The following is a 21,814-nucleotide window of genomic DNA, read 5'->3' as shown; positions in this document are numbered from 1 at the left end:
CGGACATGCTGGAGATCAGCGACCTCACCCACTCCTACGGGGCGTACCAGGCCCTCGGCGGGGTGAACCTCACCGTCGCGGAGGGCGAGCTGGTCTGCGTCGTCGGCCCCTCCGGATGCGGGAAGTCGACGCTGCTGCGGTCGATCGGGGGGCTGCTGCGCCCCACCGGTGGCCGGGTCCTCGTGCAGGGGCGCCCGGTGGAGAAGGTCCCCGACGACCTGGCCATCGTCTTCCAGGACTACAGCCGCTCGCTGTTCCCCTGGATGACCGTGGCCGACAACGTCTCGCTCCCGCTGCGCCGCAGGGGGGGCGACCGCAGATCCCGCGATACCGCCGCCATGGAGGCGCTGGAGCAGGTCGGCCTGCCCGCCGCGGCCGGGAAGTACCCGTGGGAGCTGTCGGGCGGCATGCAGCAGCGGGTGGCCATCGCCCGCGCCCTGGCCTACAAGCCCGCCCTGATGCTGATGGACGAGCCCTTCGGGTCGGTGGACGCGCAGACCAGGGAGGACCTGGAAGACCTGGTGCTTCAGGTCCGCCGCTCCTCCGGGATGACGATCGTGCTGATCACCCATGACATCGACGAGAGCGTGTACGTGGGCGACCGGGTCGTGGTCCTGTCGAAGTCCCCGGCGACGGTGGTCGGCGACCTGCGGGTCGAGCTCCCCGAGCCGCGCGACCAGATCGCCACCCGGGAGCACCCCGACTTCGTGCACCTGCGCGCCGAGGTCGGCCGCCTGGTCCGCGGCATGCGGAGCGGCGGGCCGGCCGCCGCGGAGACGGGGGCGGAGACGGGGGCGGAGGCGGAGGCCGACTCTCCCGAGCTGGACCCGGCCACCGCCGAGCCGGCCCCCGTCGCCCCGAAGGCCTGACGGCCCGGCCGGTGAGGACGCGTGCCCGTCCGGACGGGCACGCGCCGTATCGCGCCTTTTGAATGATCATTCAAAAAGAGAGAACTCTTTCCCCGGGGTGGAAGTGCTGGTCCCGGGGTTTTTCATATCCCGTTCTACTATCGGCGTTGAATTAAGCCGCCCGACCGGCGCCTGATTCCGGATCGTGACGAATCCGATGTCCGCCGGTCATCCGGAAAACGCGGCGAACCGGCCGCCGGTGAATGTCCACGGCACACGACGGAATCGACGACCGGCGGCCGGCGGCGGAACCGGCGGCCGGAAATCCGGCACCGGCCCGCGGGAATTCCCCGGACGTCAGGTCAGGTCGCCGGATTCCCGACGCTCCACGAGGGCCGTTCGTTGAGGAACGCGACGTCCATGTCCGTCATGCGCCGCTGCCCCTCCGCCATCTCGGCCAGCTCGGCGGGGGTGAGCACCTCGGCGACGTCGCCGAAGCCGTACGGCGCCCGTTCGGCGACCGTCGCGATGGTCCGCTCCATCGGCATCTCGCGGTTGGCCAGCACCAGGGGCGTGGTGGCCGGCCTCCGCTCCTCCTCGTAGGCGGCCAGGCCCGCGGCGGGCCCCAGGACCGCCAGGTGGCGGGCCAGGATCCGGGCGTCGAGAACCGCCTGGGATCCGCCGTTGGAGCCGACGGGGTACATCGGGTGGGCGGCGTCGCCCAGCAGGGTCGCCCGGCCCCGGCCCCAGGAGGGCAGCGGCTCCCGGTCGACCATGGGGTACTCCAGGATCCGGCCGGCCCCCGACAGCAGGCCGGGCACGTCGAACCAGGGCAGCTTCCAGTCCGCGAAGTGCGCGAGCACGTCCTCCGGCCGGCCCCGGCGGGTCCAGTCGGCCGCGGGGGCCGCCTCGCCGCCCCCGGCGACCTTCACCTCGGCCACCCAGTTGATCCGGGTCCGGTCGGGCGAGACGGGATAGGCGACGAACTTGCACGAGCGGTTGGAGCCGGCGATCAGCATCGTGGCGCCGTCCAGGAACGGGCGGCTCCGGGTGATCCCCCGCCACATCCGGATGCCGCTCCACAGCAGCGGCCCGCCGGACGGGTGCAGCCTGGCCCGCACGGCCGAGTGCAGGCCGTCGGCGCCGACGAGCGCGTCGGCGGTGATCCGTACCGGCTCGCCGGTGCGGGCGTCCCGCAGCGAGGCGGTGACCCCGTCCGGCCCCTCGGCGAGGTCCTCGAAGACCAGGCCGGTCATGACCGCCCGCTCGCCGAGCCGCTCGCGGACCGCGGCGAGCAGCGACATCTGCAGCTCACCGCGGTGGACGGAGTACTGCGGCCAGCGGTAGCCGGCGGCCCTGCCCCGGGGCAGCGACAGGATCACGTTGCCGAAGCGGTCGGCGTAGACCTGGCGGGCGGTCGGGACGCCGATGGCCGCCAGCTCGCCGCCCAGCCCGAGCTCGGTGAGCTCCCTGACCGCGTGCGGCTGGAGGTTGATCCCGACGCCGAGCGGCCTCGGATCCGGAACCGACTCGGCGACCACGCAGCCGATCCCCGCGGCGTGCAGGCTGAGGGCCGCGGTGAGACCGCCGATACCTCCGCCGATCACCAGTACGCGCATGACTCTCCCCGTTCGCGCCGGTTTTCCGGAACCCATTCGTCATCGGGGCCGCGGGCCGCGGGGTTACGGCAGGGGCCCCGCCCGGGACCGCGGAGCCGTACGGCCCGGCGGTCCGGGACGGGGCCCGTGACTCGTGTCACACCCTCAGCGTGAGGACGTGCTCCACCAGCGTGATCAGGGTCGCCTTCACCGCGTCCCGGGACCGGGCGTCGGTCCGGACGACGGGGATGTGCGGGGAGATCGTCAGGGCCTCCCGCACCTCCTCCTCGGCGTGGATGTGCGCGCCGTTGAAGCCGTTGAGGGCGACGACGAAGGGCAGCCCTGCCTCCTCGAAGTAGTCGATCGCCGGGAAGCTGTCGGCCAGCCTCCGGGTGTCGACCAGCACGATCGCGCCGATGGCGCCCTTGACGAGGTCGTCCCACATGAACCAGAACCGATGCTGACCCGGCGTACCGAACAGGTACAGGATCAGGTCGCGGTCCAGCGAGACCCGGCCGAAGTCCATGGCCACCGTGGTGGTCCGCTTCGTCGGTATGTGCGAGAGGTCGTCGACCTCCGCGCTGGCCTCGGTCATCACCGCTTCCGTGGTCAGCGGCATGATCTCGGAGACCGCGCCGACGAAGGTCGTCTTGCCGACGCCGAATCCTCCGGCCACGACGATCTTCGTTGACGTCATTCCGGCGTCAGAGCCTGCGAAGCCCACTGAGCACCCTTTCAAGCAAGTTGAGATCCGGCTTTCCGGCATCCAGCGACGGCTGGTGGATCTGCACCAGGCCCTCGGCCGCCATGTCCGCGATCAGGACTCGGGTGACGCCCAGCGGCATGCGCAGCAGAGCCGACAGCTCCGCGACCGAGCGCACCTGCTGGGACAACGAGATGATCGCCTGATACTCCGTGGAGAGCGTAGCCGAATCCACGCTCACGAATGTCGCCGAGGAGACCAGTGCCTCGAGCGCGAGCTGCATCCGGGGCGCGGTTCTCCCGCCGGTCACAGCGTACGGGCGAATCAGCCGGTTCCGCCCGCTCTTGGCCTGGGGCGGGGCGGGAGAGTCGTCTCCCTGGCCGCGCCAACCTGGTGCGTCCATATCACCTCCCTATCGCTGGGCCGACTGCAGCTCGGCCCGCAGCGCGGGCGTGAGCGCCTGTCCGGCACGCTCAGCCAGCAACGTCATCTGGTAGGCCACCAGGCCCATGTCACAGTCCGGCGAGGCCAGCACGGCCAGCGCGGACCCATCGCTGATCGACATCGTCAGCAGGAGGCCCCGCTGCATCTCGATCACGGTCTGGACGACCGGGCCGCCCTCGAAGACCCTGGAGGCTCCCTGCGTCAGGCTGATGAGGCCGGCGGTGATCGCGGCGAGCTGGTCGGCGCGGTCCTTGGGGAATCCCTGGGAGTAGGCCAGCGGGAGGCCGTCCGCCGAGACGATCACGGCGTGGGCGACCCCGGGCATCTCCTTGACGAACTCGGTGATCAGCCAATTGAAGCCCCGAGCGGCCTGACTGAGTTGGTGGTTCACTGCTTCTCTCTTTCGGCGGCGTTCAGCCGCTCGTTCATCTCAGCACGACCCTGGCGGATGCCCTGCTGGAAACTGGAAAGACGGCTGCGCACCCGCTCCGCGGAGAGCGGGGGGATCGGCGGGGGCGAAGCCTGGGCGGGAGCGGCGGATCCGGGGACGAGGTTGGCCTTCGGCACCCGCTTGGGCAGGCCCGAGCCGGTGACCCCGCCCAGTGACGGCTCGTTCACCGCCTTGGCGGCGGCCCAGCCCTCGTCGGCGGGGCTGCTCCACGGTGCCCTGTCGACGGGCTTGGGCCGCCGGACGGGCAGCGGTTCCTCGGCGGAGGGCTCCGGCCGGTCGTCCGCCGTCACCTCCGGTTCCGGGGCGACCTCGCCGAGGTCGGGCGGGGACTCCTGCTCGACGGAGGCGCTGCTGCGGAACCAGTCGGAGCCCACCGCCGCGAAGATCGGCAGGAACTCCTCCGGCTCCGGCTCCGTGGCCGACACCTCCACCGCGGGCAGGAACTGGGTGTTCTCCGCGGGCTCCCTGCGCGGCGGGGCCCAGGGGTCGGCGGGCGGCATCTCCGGCCAGGACGGCGAGGGCTCCGAGGGCGCCGAGGGAGTCCGGGGCGGCTGCCCCGCTCCGGGCCGCCCCGGCCCGGAGGGCTGTCCCGGCGCCTGGGTGGGCCGCGCCGACGGGAAGGCCGGCGGTACGGACGTCAGCGGCGACGACCACAGGTCCTCCACCGCGGAGGCCGGGACCACGGGCGCCGACCACAGGTCGGCCGTCGGGGAGGCGGCGGGCGGCTGCGCGGCGGCCGGCGGCCGCTCCGGGGTGGAGGGCTGCGCGGGCGCGGCGGGCTTGCGGGGGGAGTCTCCCCAGCCGGCCCCGAACGGGTCGGGGCCGTCGTCCCCGGGTGTGCCGAAGATCGAGGAGGTGCCGCCGAACGAGCCGCCGGAGGGCGCGCCACCGAACGGATCGGCGGAGGGCGCGCCACCGAACGGATCGGCGACGGACGTTCCGCCGAACGAGTCCGAGGCGACGGACGTTCCGCCGAACGGATCGGCGACGGACGTTCCGCCGAACGAGTCCGAGGCGACGGACGTTCCGCCGAACGGATCGGCGACGGACGTTCCGCCGAACGAGTCCGGGGCGGCGGACGCGCCGCTGAACGAGGTCCCGCCGAAGGCGTCGGAGAATGAGGTGCCGCCGAACGGCGACTGGGAGGCGCCCGGGCCCGTCAGGGCCAGCTCCGGCATCGAGGACTGGGCCACCACCTGCGGGGGCAGCATGACGACGGCGCTCAGGCCGCCGCTCTCCGGGCGGCGGAGCTGGACGCGGATGCCGTGGCGCATGGCCAGGCGGCCGACCACGAACAGGCCCATCCGGCGGGACACCGACAGGTCCACGGCGGGGGGCTCGGCCAGCCTGCGGTTGGCCTCGCCGAGCTCCTCGTCGCTCATGCCGATGCCGGCGTCGCTGACGGCCAGGATGACGGCGCCCGTCTCGTTGGTGTTGCTGCTCACCATGATCTTGGTGTCCTGCGGCGAGAAGAAGATGGCGTTCTCGACCAGCTCGGCGATCAGGTGGACGATGTCGTTGACGGCCGAGCCGAGGATCGAGACGCCGCCCTCGACCCGCAGCGCCACCCGCTCGTAGTTCTCGACCTCCGACAGGGAGGCGCGGACGACGTCGCTCAGCGGGACCGGCTCACTCCACCGGCGGCTCTGCTCCTGGCCCGCGAGGACCAGCAGGTTCTCGGAGTTGCGGCGCATGCGGGTGGCCAGGTGGTCGAGCTTGAAGAGGTTGGCGAGCCGGCCCTCGTCCTGCTCACCCTGCTCCAGGTCGTCGATGAGGTCGATCTGCCGTTCCACGAGCGACTGGGTGCGCCGGGAGAGGTTGACGAACATCGCGTTGACGTTGCTCCGCAGCCGGGCCTCGTCGCCCGCCAGCCGGATCGCCTCGCGGTGGACCTCGTCGAACGCGCGGGCCACTTCCCCGATCTCGTCGCGGGAGGCCACCCCGATGGAGGGCACCTCGACGTCCGGGGCGTGGTCGCCGGCCTCGCGCAGCGCGCGGACCGTCTCGGGCAGCCGGGTGTCGGCCACCTCAAGCGCCTCGGCGCGCAGCCTGCGCAGCGGCCGCACCAGCGTTCCGGCCACCCAGGCGGTGATCAGCAGGATCAGGACCAGCAGGACGGCGATCGCCGCGCCGAAGATGATGGCGCTGCGCCGCTCGGCGGCCTCCAGCTCCTGGCTGCGGGCGACGACGGCGGAGGACATGCCGCGCTCGACCGTGCGCATGCCGTCCACCAGCGCCGAGGAGTTGTCGAACCAGTCGTTGATGCCCAGCGTCCGCGGCAGACCGCGGTTCTCCCGCAGCCGGGACAGGGCCAGGGTCTCCCGCATCCGGGACATGACCAGGGCGCGCGCGGCGTCGGCCTGGGCGGCTTTGGGGGTGTCGGTGGCGTTGTCGAAACGCTTGACGTCGGCGGGCGAGGCGGCGGCGCGGAAGGCTGCGACCTGGTTCAGCTGGTTCTGCCAGGCGCCCAGGAACTGCGCCGGGTCGTCGAAGTCGAAGCGCCCCTCGATGCGGCCGACGAGCAGGATGCCGCGCAGCCGGGACGCCTGCTCCCTGGCCTGGGTCAGCGCGCCCAGCGCGAGCGCGTCACCGATCAGGCGCTCGTCGCCGCCGCTCCGGCCGAGGTCGTCGTTGAGGGTGGTCAGGTCGTCGATCATGCGCGAGTACATGTCGAAGGACGCGCGCGGCAGGACGCCGCCCTCGGTGAGCGGCTTGCGCAGGCCGGGCAGGCCGTGCAGCCAGTTGCGCATCCGCGTCGTCTCGGCGCGGACGCGGGCCGGCTGGTCGGGGCTGAGGGCGTCGATCGTGGCGAGCACGTCGGCGCGGGTACGGTCGACCTCCGCGCGCTGCTCCCGGACCTTGGCGAGTCTGCGGCTGTTGCGGCGGTCGGCGATGTACCAGGCGGTGAGGTCGCGCTCCTCGGCCAGCTCGTAGGACAGGGTGCCGAGCTTGTCGACGAGCGTGGCGACCTCGGTCATCCTGCGGTACGCGGTCGCGCCGGACAGCGAGCCGGTGAGCTGGAGCCCGCCCAGCAGCACGGCGGCGGCCGTGGGGAGCATGATCAGAGCGACCAGTCGCGGGCGTACTCGCCAGTTCGACGGAAGCAGTCTGCTCCCGGCGTTCGACGCGCGGCGGCTCCGGCGGTCTTGTGTCTTCACTGGCCTACGTAACCCCTCGCCGGATTCGGATGCGGCGCAGACAATTTGAACACATCCTTTATTTCACTTCGAATGGCGTAAATGCTGCGAAATCGCCATAAAAAGGACAAAACACCAGGCTGTCATGCGGGCCGGAAAGAGGCCCTGGCCTCGGGGTCCTGGTGCTTGATCATAAGGTGCCGCGTGACCGAATACTCCTGGACGGCCTCTTGGCTCATGTCCTTGCCGAAGCCGCTCTGCTTGACCCCGCCGTGCGGCGCCTCCGAGGCGATCGGCAGGTGGTCGTTGATCCACGTCACGCCCACGTCGAGCCGGTGCGACACGCGCAGCGCCCGCGCGACGTCCCGCGACCAGACCGAAGACGCCAGGCCGTAGGGGGTGTCGTTGGCCAGGCGGACCGCCTCGTCCTCGCCGTCGAAGGGCAGCGCCACCAGAACCGGACCGAAAAGCTCGCCCCGCACGATCTCGCTGTCCTGGCGGGCGCCGGCGATCAGCGTCGGCGGGTAGTAGGAGCCGGGGCCGTCGAGGGGAGCGCCGCCGCAGAGCACCGAGGCGCCCTCGGCCGCCGCCCGCTCGACGAACCCGTGCACCCGGGCCCGGTGCCCGGCGGAGACCAGCGGGCCGATGTCGGTGGCGTCGTCCCAGGGGTCGCCCACCCTGACCTGCGCGAGCGTCGCGCGGAGCGCCTCGACGGCCTCGCCGTACACCTCGCGGGAGACGTAGACGCGGGTCGCGGCCGTGCAGTCCTGCCCGCTGTTGTAGGTGGCGCCCATGGCCACCCCGCGCGCCATCTCGGCCAGGTCCGCGTCGCCGAAGACCAGCGCCGGGGCCTTGCCGCCGAGCTCCAGGTGGACCCGCTTGAGCGAGCCGGCCGCCCCGCGCATGACGGCCCGGCCGGTCTCGGTGGAGCCGGTGACGCTCACCATGTCCACGCCCGGGTCGCCGACCAGCGCCTCACCCACCTCGGCGTCGCCGAGGACGACCTGGAGCAGCCCCTCGGGCGCCCCGGCCCGGGCGAACAGCTCGGCCAGCCGCAGCGTGGTGCCCGGCGTCTGCGGCGCGGGCTTGATCACCACGCCGTTGCCCGCGGCCAGGGCCGGGCCGATCTTCCACACCGCCATCACGAGAGGGAAGTTCCACGGGGAGATCGAGGCGACCACGCCGACCGGGCGGCGGACCAGTACGGAGGTGTAGCCGGAGCTGAACACCCCCGCCCCGGTGCCGTCCAGCGAGCGGGCCGCACCGGCGAAGAAGCGGAGGTTGTCGGCCGCGAACGGCAGCTCGCCGTCGCGGAACACCGCGGCGGGCTTGCCGGTCTCGGCGACCTCCAGCCGGGTGAGCTCCTCGGCGTCGGCCTCGACGAGATCGGCCAGGCGCAGCAGCACCTTCGCCCGCTCCGCCGGGGTGGCCTCGCTCCACTCCGCGAACGCTGCCCGCGCCCGCCGTACGGCGGCGGCCACCTCCGTGACGGGGGTGTCGGCGACCTCCCTAAGAAGTTCGCCGGTCGCCGGATTGATCAACTTGCCCATGGTCGTTTCCTCGTGGTGGTGTGCGGGGTTTCCTGGCCGTCCCGCCCGGCCCCTCACGGCGGAGGGGCCGGCGGGGCGGACGTCAGGCTCCGGAGGCTCCGGCCCGCTCGATCAGGTCGGCGGCCCTGCGCAGGCCGTCGCGGCGGCGGATCTCCTCGCCGGCCGCGGCCAGGCGCTCGCGGAGCGCGGTGTCGCCGAGCAGCCGCTCCAGCGCGCCGGTCAGCTCCTCGTCGGTGAAGGTGTAGGTGCCGAGCCGCACGCCGTAGCCGAGCTCGTGGACGCGCTGCGCGTTGTCGTACTGGTCCCAGAACAGGGGCAGCAGGATCATCGGCTTGCCGAAGTGCAGCGCCTCGGTGGTGGTGTTGTTGCCGCCGTGGGTGATGACCAGGTCCACCATCGGCAGGATCGTGGTCTGCGGGACGGTCTCGGCGCCCCACATGTTGTCGGCGAGCTTGATCTCCTCGTGCAGCGGGCCCTTGGAGACGATGAAGCGGTGCGGGGTGGTGGCCAGCACGTCGATGACGCGCTGCATCAGCTCGACGTCGGCCGAGCCGAGCGAGCCCAGCGAGAAGTAGACCAGCGCGCCGTCCCGGGAGGCCAGCGACTCGGGCAGCTCGAACTCGGCGTCGGTCTCGCGGACCGAGGAGTCCAGGCGGTGCCAGCGCTCGTCCAGCGGCCGGGCGTCGGCGTAGTCGGCGATCTCCGGGTAGACGTAGAGGTTCAGGGCGCCCTCGTGGATGAAGTCCAGGTCGGGCAGCGGCTCGGTGCCCTGCTCGACGCACCACTCGTTGAAGGCGCTCCACAGCTCCCGGTGGGTGCGGTCGTACTCGGCGCGGAAGGCGTCCCACTCCGAGCGGTCGCCGGAGGGCAGGCCGGAGAAGACCGGCGGGATGTTCTCGCCGCGGACCTCAAGCGGGTTGCACGAGACGATACGGACGAACGGCTTACCCGCGGTCAGCAGCGCCGGGAAAGTGATCACATTGTCCTCGACGATCACATCCGGCCTGACCCGCTCGATAATCTCCCTCAGCCGCGGCTCGCAGTACTTCACGCCGTCGATCAGGGCTTCCCAGATCGGCTTGGTCACCGTCTCCAGCTGTTCGGCGGTCGTCTTGCGGTATTCCGGCGCGGTGTCGCGGATGAAATCCTTCCAGAACTGCCCGGCGTCCTGCTCCTCTTCGGCCGGCGGCGCGAGGTCGACCAGGTCCTCCTCGAATCCGAGCGCTTCCAATTTGCCCTTCCAGGACGCCTCAGCTGCGAAAACGACCCGGTGACCGCGCTTGCGGAGAATGTCACCGATGCCGATGCAGTTGTTCGTCGGCCCGTAAGCGCTCTCCGGCATGAACAGGATCGTGAGCGACATCACGCCTCCGTATGTTGTGGTGTTCGGGGCTTTGAAGAGTGATTCAATTCTGTGTCTGGCTAAATCGCCGGAAAGGGGTCACCATGGACCCCGGGCTCACAGCTTTCTTTTCAACGAGCGGGGTATCATGACGCGCAAGAACCGGGCGGATCGGCGGCTCGATCTCATAGCGGCCGCGCACCGGGCGATAATCCGGCACGGCACCGACGGAGTCCACCTCAACCACGTCGCCGAGGAGGCCGGGCTGACCTCCGGGGCGGTGCTCTACCACTACCCCCAGCTCGGGGACCTGCTGGTCGACGCCCACCACGCGGGGATGGAGCGCTTCTACGAGCAGCGGCTGAAGCGGATCGCCGGCATGCGCGACCCCGTCGAGAAGCTCGTCGTCACCATCCGCTCCGGCCTGCCGCACGGGCCGGACGACCCCGACGTGCGGCTCCTCAACGAGCTGGGCGGGGCGGCGCCGCGCAACCGGATGTACGCCCTGCTGCTCACCACGCTCTACGACCGCCAGGTCTCGCTGTACCAGAGCGTCCTGGAGACCGGGGCCGCCCTGGGGACCTTCACGCTCGCCGACGACTCCCTGGTCATCGCGCGCAACCTGGTCGCGCTGGAGGACGCGTACGGTTACCGCATAACGGCCCGCCACCCGGTGATCGGCCCGGAGGAGGCGGCGGAGCTCATCCTGGCCTACGCCCGGACCGCGACGAACAACCCGCTCAAGACGTCTCATTGAGGCACCAGCACCCCGTCGTCCGCCGCCCAGTGGAGGGCCACCGCCGATCCTGTCCGGACCCTGGTGGCCCCCTGGGTGGCGACCAGGACCGGCGCCGGGCGCCCCGGCACGACGACGGAGATGTGCGAGACGCCGCCGTAGAAGCTGACGTCGGCCACCTTCCCCCGCAGCACTCCCCGGCCCTCCGCCGGCTCCTCCGGATCCGTGTCCTCCGCGGATTCCGCAGGCTCCTCCGGGGACTCCGCCGACTCCTCCGGATCCGCGTCCTCCGCGGGTTCCGCGGACTCCACCGGCTCCTCCGGAGACTTCTCCGGGGACTCCGCAGCGGGCTCCTCCAGGGACTTCTCCGCGGACTCCGCCGACTCCTCCGGGACCGCGTCCTCTACAGGTTCCGCGGACTCCGCGGACTCCGCCGTCGGCTCCTTCGGAGACTCCTCCGCCGGCTCCGGGGACTCGGCGGACTCCACCGGCTTCTCCGGGGACTCCTCCGCGGGCTCCTCCGGGGTCTCCGCGGCGGGCTCCTCCGAGGGCTCCCCGTCGGGCACGCCGAAGTCCTCCAGCCGGATCCGCTCCGGCCGTACGGACAGCAGTGCGGGAGTCCCCTCGGGCAGGTCACCCGTGCCCGGCAGGACGCCGAGCTCGCCACCGTCCAGGCCGCCGTCGTGGGCCGCGCCCTCGAAGAGGTTGCTGGCCCCCACGAAACCGGCGACGAACGGCGTGCGGGGCCGCTCGTACAGCGCCACCGGCTCGTCCACCTGCTCGACCCGGCCCGCGCTGAAGACCGCGATCCGGTCGGCCAGCGACATGGCCTCCTCCTGGTCGTGGGTGACCACGACGAAGGTGATGCCGACCTCGTGCTGGAGCCGCTTCAGCTCCAGCTGCATCTCCGCGCGGACCTTCTTGTCCAGCGCGGACAGCGGCTCGTCGAGCAGCAGCAGCCGGGGCCGCTTCACGATCGCGCGGGCCAGCGCGACCCGCTGCCGCTGGCCGCCGGAGAGCTGCTGCGGCCGGCGCCCGGCCATCGCGGCCAGGCCGACCTTCGCGAGGACCTCCTCGACGCGCTCGCGGATCTCGGCCCGGGGCAGCCGCTCCCGCTCCAGGCCGTAGGCGACGTTCTTCGCCACGGTCATGTGCGGGAACAGCGCGTACGACTGGAACATGAGGTTGATCGGGCGGCGGTGCGCGGGCAGCGAGAGCAGGTCGGCGCCGTCGAGGGTGACGGCGCCGGAGTCGGGGCTCTCGAACCCGGCGAGGATCCGCAGCAGCGTGGTCTTGCCGCAGCCGCTGGGGCCGAGCAGCGCGAAGAACTCGCCCGGCCGGATCTCCAAGGAGACCTCCGACAGCGCCGTGACCTCGCCGAACCGGCGGCTGACACCTGTGATCTGCAGCATTACGACAGAGACTCCGTCAGTCGGGTCATCCGCTGGGCCACGATCACCACGGTGAAGCTCACCGCCAGCAGCAGGGTCGCCAGCGCGTTGATCTCCGGGGTGACCCCGAAGCGGACCATTGAGTAGATGACGATGGGCAGGGTCGGCGTGGTCGGCGCCGCGGTGAAGTACGCGATGACGAACTCGTCGATGGACAGCGTGAACGCCAGCAGCGCGCCCGCGGCCACACCGGGCGCGAGCTGCGGCAGCGTGACGCGGAAGAACGTGGCCATCGGCGTGGCGCCGAGGTCCCGGGACGCCTCCTCCAGGGAGGCGTCGGCGTGGGTGAGCCGGGTGCGGACCACCGCGGTGACGAACGCCATGCCGAACACGGTGTGGGCCAGCAGCACCGAGTGCAGCCCGAGCGTCATCTTGACCGCGGCGTAGAACACCAGCAGGCCGATGCCCAGCACGAGGTCGGGCAGTACGGCCGGCAGCACGCCCAGCGCGTCCAGCACCCGCGACCTGGCGTGGCGGGCCAGGCCCACCGCGAGCAGGGTGCCGAGGACGGTGGACAGCACCGTGGACCCGGTGGCCACGATGAGCGTGTTGACCAGGCCCTCGCGGATGGTCGCGTCGCCGGCGAGCTCGCCGTACCACTTCAGGCTGAACCCGGCGAAGACGTAGGGCGACTTCCCGGCGTTGAACGACATGGCGACGAGCACCACGATCGGCGTGTAGAGGAAGACGTAGGTCACCCAGAAGGGCACGTACAGCAGGCGCGGTCTACGCACGGCGGGAACTCCAGGCCTGCAGCAGCAGCAGGACGATCAGTACGGCGAGCAGCGCCAGCGACAGCGTGGCGCCGAACGGCCAGTCGCGCGCGTTGAGGAACTGGTCGCGGATCAGGTTGCCGACCATGATCGAGCGTCCGCCGCCGAGCAGCTCGGGGATGACGAAGTTGCCGAAGCTCGGCACGAAGACGAACAGGCAGCCGGTGACGATGCCCGGAAGGGTCAGCGGCAGCGTCACCGACATGAACGTGCGGGCCGGCCGGGCGCCGAGGTTGGCCGACGCCTCGCGCAGCTGCGGGTCGAGCTTCTCGATCGCGGCGTACAGCGGGAGCACCATGAGCGGCAGGTAGGAGTAGACCAGACCGGTGACGATGGTGCCCTCGTTGTACAGCAGCTCCAGCGGCTTGTCGACCAGGCCGAGCTTCACCAGCGCGGAGTTGACCAGGCCGGGGCCGCTCAGTAGAACGATCCAGGCGTAGATGCGGACCAGGAAGTTGGTCCAGAAGGGCAGCACGATCGCCACCAGCGCGATCGTCTTCCACTTCCGCGGCAGCTGTGCGATCAGGTAGGCCGTGGGGTAGCCGACGAGCAGGGCGATCAGCGTGGCGAGCCCGGCCAGCTTCAGGGAGCCGATGACCACGTCGAGGTAGAGCGGGTCGAGCAGGCGGGTGAAGTTCTCCCCGGTCGCCTCGTAGACGACACCGCCGAAGCGTCCCCGGCGGAACAGCGTGTAGCTGAGCACCATCCCCAACGGGATCAGCAGGAAGACGATCAGGTAGGCGAGGCCGGGGCCGAGGAAGGCCAGTCGTCCGATCACACGCGACCGGTGCGACCGCGAGCCCGCGGTCGCGCCGGAGACGGTGGAAGATGTCACTTCGCTGCCTTGACCTCGGTCTGGAGGCGGCTGAACTTGGTCGAGTCCTCACCCAGGTCGATGATCGACTCACCCTGCAGGAGCTGGGCGGGGGTCATCTGCAGCGGGGTGTTGTCGGCCTTGAGCTTGGCGTCCACCTGATCCATGGCGGCCTTGTTGGGCACCTTGTACAGGATGTTCTCCGCGGCCCAGCCGTGGATCTCCGGGCTGAGGATGTAGTTGATCAGCGCGTGGGCGGCCTCCTTGTTCTTGGAGGACTTCAGGATCACCATGGTGTCCACCCAGAGGTCGCTGCCCTCCTTGGGGACCACGAACTTGATGTTCTTCTCGGTGGTGGGGCACCAGCCGTCCCACGCCTCGACCATCACGGCCTCGCCCGACTTGAGCTTGTCGCCGAAGGTGGTGTCGTCGTAGCCGAGCAGGTGGGGCTTGGCCGCCAGCAGCTTCTCCTTGACCTTGGCCATCTCCTCGTCGCTGCGGGTGTTGACCGAGTAGCCGAGCGCCTTGATGGCGGGTAGGGCCAGCCAGCGCTCGGTGGTCATCATCGTGACCTTCTTGTCGGCGTCGGCGGGCGGGTTGAGGATGTCGTTCCAGCTCGCCGGCGGCGTCTTCACCAGGTCGGTGCGGTAGCAGATGCCGGTGGTGCCCCAGGTGTAGGGGACGGAGAAGACGTTGCCCTTGTCGTAGGCCAGTTCCTTGGCCTCGGGGTAGAGGTTGGCGAGGTTGGGGATGAGCTCGGGGTGGAGCGGCTCCAGCAGCCCGGCCTCGTTGAGCGCCTGGGCGTACTGGCCGGAGACGAACGCCACGTCGATGCCGCTGTCGGCGCCCGAGGTCAGCTTGGCCATGGCGATCTCGTTGGTGTCGTGCAGCGTCACCTTGAGGTCGAACTTGAGCTTCTCCTTGACCTTCTCGGGAAGCTCCTTGGGCGTGTAGCCCTCCCACACGGTGACGGTGACGCTCTGTTTCGTCAGGTCGGCGTTCGGGTCGAGCTGCGCGGCCGCGGCGGTGGCGCCGGAGTCCGCGGCGCTGGTCTCTCCGGAGCCTCCGCCGCAGGCGGAGACGGCGAGGGCCAGGCCGGTGACCAGCGCGGCGGCGGGAAGGGAACGAGGGGACCGAGCACGGAACACGGCCGCTACTCCTTCGGAATTCAGGTTAAGTGGGGTAGCCCGGCCGTAACGGACACGGCAGACCAAAGCAGGAGTGTTGCAGGCAAGAATATCTTGAGCAAGACTTTGCCCGACAGCGTCCCAGGGAAGTTTGATCAGTTTGTTAAATCCACGTTCAATCTGGGCTCGGCTCGGGACCCCGCCACGCGCCGGAGATGGGCGCAGTAGCGAACTCATTAAGGCTCTGACCAGGGAAATCCCTTCGCCGTTCGCCGTGAAGCACTTCCGGCCGCTTCCCGGCACGCATGTCCAGAGCTTTTCAACGCTTATTCAAGTGGAGGCCGTTTCCGGAGGGTGTCCCCCGGCCGAACGGGGCTTCGACGTCGATCAGACGAATCACTCGGTGATCATCGACGAGAGCGTGGTTGTGAAGTGGCTCACTCCCCCCGCCCCGCTTCCCCAACCGGCTCCGGAGATGTTCGCCCACCTGACCGAGGTCGGTTTCACCGCCACCGCCACGCCGTACGCGGCGGTGACGCGGCGCGAGGGCGGCGACGGCGGCGAAGGCGCGGGTGAGGTGCTCCTCGCCCTGGTCACCGCCTACCTCCCCGACGCCTCGGACGGCTGGGAGTGGTGCGTGGACGAGGCCGTGCGCGGTGAAACGGCCTTCGCCGCCGAACTCGGGACGCTGGCGGCCGACCTGCACGCGGCCCTCGCCACCTCCTCGACCGTCATCCCCAGCCCGGTACGGCACGCCCCGACCAGTCCAGAGCCGTCCGCCCGGGCGCTGGCGGCGCTGGAGGAGGCGCTCACGCTGACCGGCGGCGAGGACGGCGACTGGCTCACCGCCCACTCCGGCGCGCTGCGCGCCGGGCTCGCCCCGCTGACCGGCGCGGGCCCCACCCCGCTGATCCGCATCCACGGCGACCTGCACGTGGGCCAGATCCTGCGCTGGCGCGACGGCTACGCGGTGATCGACTTCGACGGCAACCCCACGGTCACCGGCGCCGATCCCTTCCAGCCCGCCGCCCGCGACCTCGCCCAGCTGACCACCAGCGTCGACCACGTCGCCCAGGTGGCGATCAGACGCCGCGGCGCCGACCCGGCCGCGGCCGGCGCCTGGGCTGCCGCCGCCCGCACCGCGCTGGAGGCGGCCTACCGCGCCCGCCTGGCCGAGCACGGCCGGCCGGAGCTGCTGGACGACTCCCTGCTGCGGCCCTTCGAGATCGAGCAGGAGTGCCGGGAGCTCATCTACTCCGCCCGTCACCTGCCGCGCTGGCGCTACGCGCCGATGGGGGTCCTGCGGTCCTGGTACGGCTGAGCCGCCGTCCCCTCATCCCCGGGCCCGCCACGGTGTGCCCGCGCGGGACCGCCGTGGCGGGCCCGCGCACCCACGAGAAGTTCCGGTGAAACCCGGGAATCCCCCGGCGAAGGAGAGAAGAGAACGTGAACCCCGAGCTGTACCTCGCCGACCTGGAGGCCAAGCCCGCCGCGCTGACCGGGCTGGCGGACGCCCTGGAGACGGGCGACCCGTTCGGCGCCCTGCCGCCCGCCGTACGGCGGGTCCTCTTCCTCGGCATGGGCAGCTCCCGCTACGCCGCCGGGGTCGCCGCGGCTCGCCTGCGGGCGGCGGGGATCGACGCGGTCGCCGAGTACGCCTCCGCCGCCGTCTCCTACCCGCCGGACCCCGGCACGCTCGTCGTGGCGATCTCCGCGACCGGCGGCAGCCGGGAGACCCTCGACGCGGTCGCCCGCCACCGGGGCCGGTCGTTCGTCCTGGCGATGACCAACCGGGACGGCTCGCCCGTCACCGAGGGCGCCGACCTGACGGTCCCGATGGTCGCCGGCGAGGAGCGCGGCGGGGTGTCCTGCCGTACCTTCCAGCACACGATCGCGCTGCTGACGGCCCTGCACGGTCGCCTGACCGGCTCGGGCCCGGACGTGCCGGCCCTGCTGCGCCGCGCCGCCGAGGCCGCCGCCGACCTGCTGGAGCGGCGCGGGGAGTGGCTGGAGCGGGCCGCGGAGCTGCTCGACGGCCCGCACGGGGTCTACACGATCGCCCCCGCCGAGCGGCTGTCGTCCGCCGAGCAGTCGGCGCTGATGTTCCGCGAGGGCCCGCGCCGGGCGGCCGACGCCTGCGAGACGGGCGACTGGGCCCACGTGGACGTCTACCTGACCAAGACCCTCGACTACCGGGCGATCCTGTTCCCCGGCTCCGCCTACGACGAGCAGGCCATGGACTGGATCCGGCAGCGGGGCTCCACCGTGCTCACCGTCGGAGGCGAGCTGCCCGGCGCCCGGGACGCCGTCCGCTACCGCCACGACGACGACCCCGGCGTCGCCCTGCTCACCGAGACGCTGGTGGCCGAGCTGGTCGCCGCCCGGTGGTGGATCGGCTGAGGACCGCCCGCGCGGGCCCGCGGGACGCACCCGCGGGCCGGCGGGGCGCCGGCCGCCCGGTCCGTACGGGCGGCCCGCGCCGTGCGACGCGTCCGGCTCCGGCCGCGGGAGCCGGTCAGGCCGACATGCCGTGGCCCGCGCGGACCCGCAGGACGTGCTCGACCAGCGTGATGAGCGTGCGCTTGACGGAGTCGCGCGAGCGCGCGTCGATGGTCACCACCGGGACGTACGGCGCCAGCGCCAGCGCCTCGCGCACCTGCTCCTGGGAGTGGGGGAACCGCCCGTCCCAGCCGTTGATCGCCACGACGAAGGGCAGCCCTGCCTCCTCGAAGTAGTCGATCGCGGGGAACCCGTCGGCCAGCCTGCGGGTGTCGACCAGCACCACCGCGCCGATGGCGCCCTTGACGAGGTCGTCCCACATGAACCAGAACCGGTGCTGACCCGGCGTACCGAACAGGTACAGGATCAGATCCTGGTCCAGCGAGACCCGGCCGAAGTCCATCGCCACCGTGGTGGTCGTCTTGTTGGGGGTCAGCCCCAGATCGTCGATGCCGGCGCTCGCGTCGGTCATCACCGCCTCGGTGGTCAGCGGGAGGATCTCCGAGACCGACCCCACGAACGTGGTCTTCCCGACGCCGAACCCGCCGGCGACGACGATCTTCGTCGAGGTCAGGCCGCCGGGGTTAGAGCCTGCGAAGTCCACTGAGCACCCTTTCGAGCATGTCGAGATCCGGCTGCCCCTTCTCCAGCTGCGGCTGGTGCAGGCGGACGAGGCCCTCGTCCGCCATGTCCGCGACGAGCACCCGGGCCACGCCCAGGGGGACCCGCAGCAGGGCGGAGATCTCGGCGACCGACCGGAAGGACCGGCACAGCCTCATGATGGCGTCCTGCTCGGGAGTGAGCAGGGCGAGTTCCTCGTCCGTGACGAACGAGGACGAGACCAGCGTCTCCAGCGCCAAGTGGTAACGGGGCTCGGCGCGGCCGCCGGTCATCGCGTACGGACGGAACAGGGGCTCCTCGTCCCCGGTCCCGTCGTTACCGATCACGGCCCTCTCCCGTGACGCGCGCGTTCATCAACGCCCCCGGGTGGACTGCAGCTCGGCCCGCAGGGCGGGGGTGAGCACCTGGCCGGCCCGGTCGACGAGCAGGGTCATCTGGTAGGCCACCAGGCCCATGTCGCACTCGGCGGCGGCCAGCACCGCCAGGCAGGAGCCGTCGCTGATCGCCATGACCAGCAGCAGGCCGCGCTCCATCTCGACCACCGTCTGGGTGACGGATCCGCCGTCGAAGACGCGGGACGCGCCCACGGTGAGGCTGAGCAGCCCGGCCGCCACGGCGGAGAGCTGGTCGGCGCGGTCATCGGGGAACCCCTCGGAGCTGGCGAGCCGCAGTCCGTCGGCCGAGACGCACACCGCGTGCGCGACGCCGGGGGTGCCGCGGACGAACTCGGTGATCAGCCAGTCGAACCTGCGTGCCTCATGGCTCAGGGTCGTCACGAGCCCTCCTCCTTATCCGCCGCTTTTCCGGCGGTGTCCTCGTACAGTTCGGCGCGACCGCGCCGGATCCCCTGCTGGAAGCTCGACAGACGGCTGCGGACCCGCTCGGCCGAGATCGGTGCCATCGGAGCGGCCGGTGCGGGCGTGCTCGTCGCGGCACCCGGCACCAGGTTGGCCTTGGGCGTCCGCTTGGGCAGGCCGGCCGCGGTCGTCCCGCCGAGAGCCGGCTCGCTCGCTGCCCTGGCCGCCTGCCACCCGGCGTCGGCGGGGCTGTGCCAGCTCCCACCGGCGGCGACCGGCTCGGCGACCGGTTCGGCGGCGATCGGTTCGGCGGCGGGCATCCCGGCCGGGGGCGTGGGCCCCGCGGCCAGGGGGTCGTACGGCGCGGGCCGGCCGGCCGGGGAGGCCCCGGCGGCCGGGTGCGGCTCCGGGGCGTCCGGCCTGCGGAACCAGGCGGACTCGACGGAGGCGAAGATCGGCAGGTACTCCTCCTGCTCGGGTTCGAGCGGGGAGACCTCCACGACCGGCATCGGGGTGTTCACCGGCTCCTCGTAGGACGCCTGCCCCCAGGAGGGGGGCGGCTGGTCCCACGAGGGGTTCGGCTGGTCGAAGGAGGGGTTCGGCTGTTCCCAGGAGGACGCCTGTCCCCAGGACGCGTCGTCCGCCTGCGCCTGGGCGGCGGCCTGGGGCCGCCGCCGCGGCAGCGGGTACTCGCCGGTCGCCGCCGGGTTCCGCGGCGGGGCGGGCCGCCCGGACGGCGGACGGTCGAGGGAGGACTGCCCGAACGACGACTGGCCGAACGACGGCTGGGAGACCGGCGACTGCCCGAACGGCGGCTGCGAGGCCGGCGGCTGGGAGACCGGCGGCTGGCCGAAGGAGGACTGGTCGAACGAGGAGTGTCGCCCGGCCCGCGACTCGCCGCCCCACGAGGGGGTCTGGGTGGGCTGGACCTGCTGGACGATGAGCTCCGGCGGGAAGAGCACCATGGCGATCAGGCCGCCGCCGTCCTGCGGCCGGAGCTGGACGCGGATGCCGTGCCGCAGGGCCAGCCGGCCGACCACGAACAGGCCCATCCGCCGCGACACCGAGACGTCCACCACCGGCGGGTCGGCCAGGCGGCGGTTGGTCTCGACCAGTTCCTCGGTGGTCATGCCGATGCCCGCGTCGCTGACCGCGAGCAGCGCGGCGCCGCCCTCGACCATGCTGCTGGAGACCACGACCTGACTGGCCCGGGGGGAGAACTGGATGGCGTTCTCCACCAGCTCGGCGACCAGGTGGACGATGTCGTTGACGGCGATCCCGGCCACCGAGATCGTCCGGTGCACCTTGACCTGCACCCGTTCGTAGTCCTCGACCTCCGACAGGGAGGCGCGCACGACGTCGACGAGCTTGGCCGGCTGGCTGCGCCGGCGGGCCGGCTCGTGCCCCGCGAGGACCAGGAGGTTCTCGGAGTTGCGGCGCATGCGGGTGGCCAGGTGGTCGAGCTTGAACAGGTCGCCCAGGCGTCCGCCGTCCTCCTCGCCCTTCTCCAGGCCGTCGATCAGCGAGATCTGCCGCTCCACCAGGGTCTGCGTGCGGCGCGACAGGTTGACGAACATCGCGCTGATGTTGGAGCGCAGCTCCGACTCCTCCGCGGCCAGCCGTACGGCCTGGCGGTGGACCTCGTCGAATGCCTTGGCGACCTCTCCGATCTCGTCCTTGGAGTCGACGGGGATGGGCTCCACCTCGGGGGCCTGGCTGTCGCCGGAGACCCGCAGGTTGCGCACCACCTCGGGCAGCCGGTGCCCGGCGACGTCCAGGGCCTCGGCCCGCAGGCGGCGCAGCGGCTGGACCATCGACCGGGCGATGAGGACGGTGAGACCGATGATCAGCGCCAGCAGGAGCAGGATGAGCGCGGAGGTGATGATCGCGTTGCGCTGCTCGGTGTCCTCCAGGTCGCGGGCGCGGGTGACCACGTCCCCGGCGACCTTGGACTCGACCTTGGCGATCTTGTCGATGACCGCGGCGTTGTCGGAGAACCACTGTTTGACGTCGTCGAAGTCGGTCAGCAGCCGGCCCTGGTGGCGCGGGTCGCTGGCCAGCACGATCGCCCTGGCCTTGGTCAGCTCGGCCCGGTGCACCCGCTCGTCGATCAGGGCGTTGGACAGGAGCTGGGCGTTGGCCGGGGTGGCCTCGACGGCGAAGTCGGCCTCGTACTCCTGCATGCGCGAGCGGGAGGCGATGAACTTCTCCAGCTCCTGGGCGTTGACCATCCAGGGCGCGTAGTAACCGGACAGCAGCCGGGCGCGCTGCCTGGAGATCTCCTCCTTGGCGTAGGCCAGCGCGCTGAGCGCGCGGGTGTTGCCCACGATCTCGGGGTCGTCGCTGACCGCCGTGAGCTCCTCGTGGAGCTGCAGCAGCGGGGCGACCATGGTGCTGTACCGTTCCACCCGCATCGTTCCGGCGAGCCCGCGCAACTCCTTCAGCCCGGACAGCTGGTAGCGCACGTCCCTGGCTGCGTCGGCGGCCCGCCGGCCGTAGGAGTCGTCGATGTCGCCCAGGTCGGCCAGGACCTTCGCGACCTTGCCGTCCACGGCCTCCATCTGCGCCTCGGCGCTCGACTTCAGCCCCTTGTTGCCGGGCTGGAACGAGGACCAGGCGAGCCGGTCGCGCTCCAGGCCGAGGGCCTGCGCGAGGTCGCGGATCCGGTTGCCGTACTCGGCGGCCGAGGCCGCCCGCTGGTAACCGGCCACGCTCTCGACGGAGGCGTACACCCGGGTTCCGGCGAGCAGGACGCCCACCACGGTGGGCACCAGGATCAGGGCCGTAAGGCGTGACCGCACGCGCCAGTTGCGCAGGCTGAACCTCCCGCCGGCCCGCTTGTCGCGGTCGCGCGCCGAAGGACGGCCGCTGTCGGTTGTCGCCGTCGTCACGCTCTCGACACCTCTCACCTCACCGACGTACG

At 71.7% G+C, this 21,814-nt stretch carries 19 protein-coding genes; 4 read left to right on the top strand and 15 right to left on the bottom strand.

Annotated elements, in window-relative coordinates; translation table 11 throughout:
- The first annotated feature begins 5 nt into the window (after window positions 1–5).
- On the top strand, window positions 6–869 hold the full coding sequence (locus IEZ10_RS09300) for an ABC transporter ATP-binding protein (protein ID WP_189246059.1): 864 nt from the start codon (window positions 6–8) through the stop codon (window positions 867–869).
- Between the two features lie 341 nt (window positions 870–1,210).
- On the opposite strand, the gene IEZ10_RS09295 is transcribed toward IEZ10_RS09300, so the two are convergent.
- The 7 genes from IEZ10_RS09295 to IEZ10_RS09265 all read right to left on the bottom strand — a co-directional run bounded on the left by IEZ10_RS09295 (window position 1,211) and on the right by IEZ10_RS09265 (window position 10,094).
- Window positions 1,211–2,467 (bottom strand): flavin-dependent oxidoreductase, encoded by a 1,257-nt coding sequence (locus tag IEZ10_RS09295; protein ID WP_189246058.1) that lies wholly within the window; start codon window positions 2,465–2,467, stop codon window positions 1,211–1,213.
- 136 nt (window positions 2,468–2,603) lie between these two features.
- On the bottom strand, window positions 2,604–3,143 hold the full coding sequence (locus IEZ10_RS09290; RefSeq protein WP_179819101.1) for a GTP-binding protein: 540 nt from the start codon (window positions 3,141–3,143) through the stop codon (window positions 2,604–2,606).
- A 7-nt stretch (window positions 3,144–3,150) separates the two neighbouring features.
- Window positions 3,151–3,432, bottom strand: coding sequence for a DUF742 domain-containing protein (locus IEZ10_RS09285; RefSeq protein WP_373287382.1), 282 nt, complete (start codon window positions 3,430–3,432; stop codon window positions 3,151–3,153).
- A 129-nt stretch (window positions 3,433–3,561) separates the two neighbouring features.
- On the bottom strand, window positions 3,562–3,984 hold the full coding sequence (locus tag IEZ10_RS09280; RefSeq protein WP_179819103.1) for a roadblock/LC7 domain-containing protein: 423 nt from the start codon (window positions 3,982–3,984) through the stop codon (window positions 3,562–3,564).
- Window positions 3,981–7,103, bottom strand: a complete 3,123-nt coding sequence (locus IEZ10_RS39850; RefSeq protein ID WP_189246056.1) for a nitrate- and nitrite sensing domain-containing protein — start codon at window positions 7,101–7,103, stop codon at window positions 3,981–3,983. Before IEZ10_RS39850 ends, IEZ10_RS09280 begins: the two co-directional genes overlap by 4 nt.
- A gap of 221 nt (window positions 7,104–7,324) precedes the next feature.
- Complete coding sequence (locus IEZ10_RS09270) at window positions 7,325–8,731, bottom strand: aminobutyraldehyde dehydrogenase (protein WP_189246055.1); 1,407 nt, start codon at window positions 8,729–8,731, stop codon at window positions 7,325–7,327.
- A gap of 82 nt (window positions 8,732–8,813) precedes the next feature.
- Window positions 8,814–10,094: a glycosyltransferase gene (locus tag IEZ10_RS09265; protein ID WP_189246054.1), complete on the bottom strand. Its 1,281-nt coding sequence runs from the start codon at window positions 10,092–10,094 to the stop codon at window positions 8,814–8,816.
- A 127-nt stretch (window positions 10,095–10,221) separates the two neighbouring features.
- Between IEZ10_RS09265 and IEZ10_RS09260 the strand changes: the two genes are divergently transcribed.
- Entirely contained in the window at window positions 10,222–10,830 is a 609-nt protein-coding gene (locus IEZ10_RS09260) for a TetR/AcrR family transcriptional regulator (protein WP_189246053.1), read from the top strand.
- On the opposite strand, the gene IEZ10_RS40260 is transcribed toward IEZ10_RS09260, so the two are convergent.
- Genes IEZ10_RS40260 through IEZ10_RS09235 form a run of 4 tightly spaced genes read right to left on the bottom strand, consistent with a single transcriptional unit; the run spans window position 10,824 to window position 14,995 of the window.
- Entirely contained in the window at window positions 10,824–12,221 is a 1,398-nt protein-coding gene (locus IEZ10_RS40260; protein WP_308426254.1) for a polyamine ABC transporter ATP-binding protein, read from the bottom strand. The genes IEZ10_RS09260 and IEZ10_RS40260 overlap by 7 nt on opposite strands.
- Window positions 12,221–12,994 (bottom strand): ABC transporter permease, encoded by a 774-nt coding sequence (locus tag IEZ10_RS09245; RefSeq protein WP_189246052.1) that lies wholly within the window; start codon window positions 12,992–12,994, stop codon window positions 12,221–12,223. The genes IEZ10_RS40260 and IEZ10_RS09245 overlap by 1 nt, the downstream gene beginning before the upstream one ends.
- Window positions 12,987–13,868, bottom strand: coding sequence for an ABC transporter permease (locus tag IEZ10_RS09240; protein WP_189246051.1), 882 nt, complete (start codon window positions 13,866–13,868; stop codon window positions 12,987–12,989). The genes IEZ10_RS09245 and IEZ10_RS09240 overlap by 8 nt, the downstream gene beginning before the upstream one ends.
- A complete protein-coding gene (locus IEZ10_RS09235; RefSeq protein WP_229811087.1) occupies window positions 13,865–14,995 on the bottom strand; it encodes a polyamine ABC transporter substrate-binding protein in 1,131 nt (376 codons plus the stop codon). Before IEZ10_RS09235 ends, IEZ10_RS09240 begins: the two co-directional genes overlap by 4 nt.
- Window positions 14,996–15,377: 382 nt before the next feature.
- On the opposite strand from IEZ10_RS09235, the gene IEZ10_RS09230 reads away from it, so the two are divergent.
- Both IEZ10_RS09230 and IEZ10_RS09225 read left to right on the top strand, forming a co-directional pair.
- Window positions 15,378–16,295 (top strand): aminoglycoside phosphotransferase, encoded by a 918-nt coding sequence (locus IEZ10_RS09230; protein ID WP_189246049.1) that lies wholly within the window; start codon window positions 15,378–15,380, stop codon window positions 16,293–16,295.
- A gap of 125 nt (window positions 16,296–16,420) precedes the next feature.
- On the top strand, window positions 16,421–17,374 hold the full coding sequence (locus IEZ10_RS09225; protein ID WP_189246048.1) for an SIS domain-containing protein: 954 nt from the start codon (window positions 16,421–16,423) through the stop codon (window positions 17,372–17,374).
- Window positions 17,375–17,489: 115 nt separating this feature from the next.
- Here IEZ10_RS09225 and IEZ10_RS09220 read toward each other — a convergent pair whose 3' ends face one another.
- The 4 genes from IEZ10_RS09220 to IEZ10_RS09205 are packed head-to-tail and all read right to left on the bottom strand — an operon-like array spanning window position 17,490 to window position 21,782.
- Window positions 17,490–18,047 carry a GTP-binding protein gene (locus tag IEZ10_RS09220; RefSeq protein ID WP_189246151.1) on the bottom strand — a complete coding sequence of 186 codons (558 nt, stop codon included), beginning with the start codon at window positions 18,045–18,047 and terminating at the stop codon, window positions 17,490–17,492.
- A 10-nt stretch (window positions 18,048–18,057) separates the two neighbouring features.
- Entirely contained in the window at window positions 18,058–18,420 is a 363-nt protein-coding gene (locus IEZ10_RS09215) for a DUF742 domain-containing protein (RefSeq protein WP_179819112.1), read from the bottom strand.
- A gap of 27 nt (window positions 18,421–18,447) precedes the next feature.
- Window positions 18,448–18,870, bottom strand: a complete 423-nt coding sequence (locus IEZ10_RS09210; RefSeq protein WP_179819113.1) for a roadblock/LC7 domain-containing protein — start codon at window positions 18,868–18,870, stop codon at window positions 18,448–18,450.
- Window positions 18,867–21,782, bottom strand: a complete 2,916-nt coding sequence (locus IEZ10_RS09205) for a sensor histidine kinase (RefSeq protein ID WP_189246047.1) — start codon at window positions 21,780–21,782, stop codon at window positions 18,867–18,869. The genes IEZ10_RS09210 and IEZ10_RS09205 overlap by 4 nt, the downstream gene beginning before the upstream one ends.
- Between the last annotated feature and the right edge of the window lie 32 nt (window positions 21,783–21,814).

The organism is Streptosporangium pseudovulgare (assembly GCF_014648055.1).
Taxonomy (GTDB): domain Bacteria; phylum Actinomycetota; class Actinomycetes; order Streptosporangiales; family Streptosporangiaceae; genus Streptosporangium; species Streptosporangium pseudovulgare.
The sequence above is the reverse complement of the archived record's forward strand: the minus strand, read 5'-3'. Positions and strand labels throughout refer to the sequence as shown.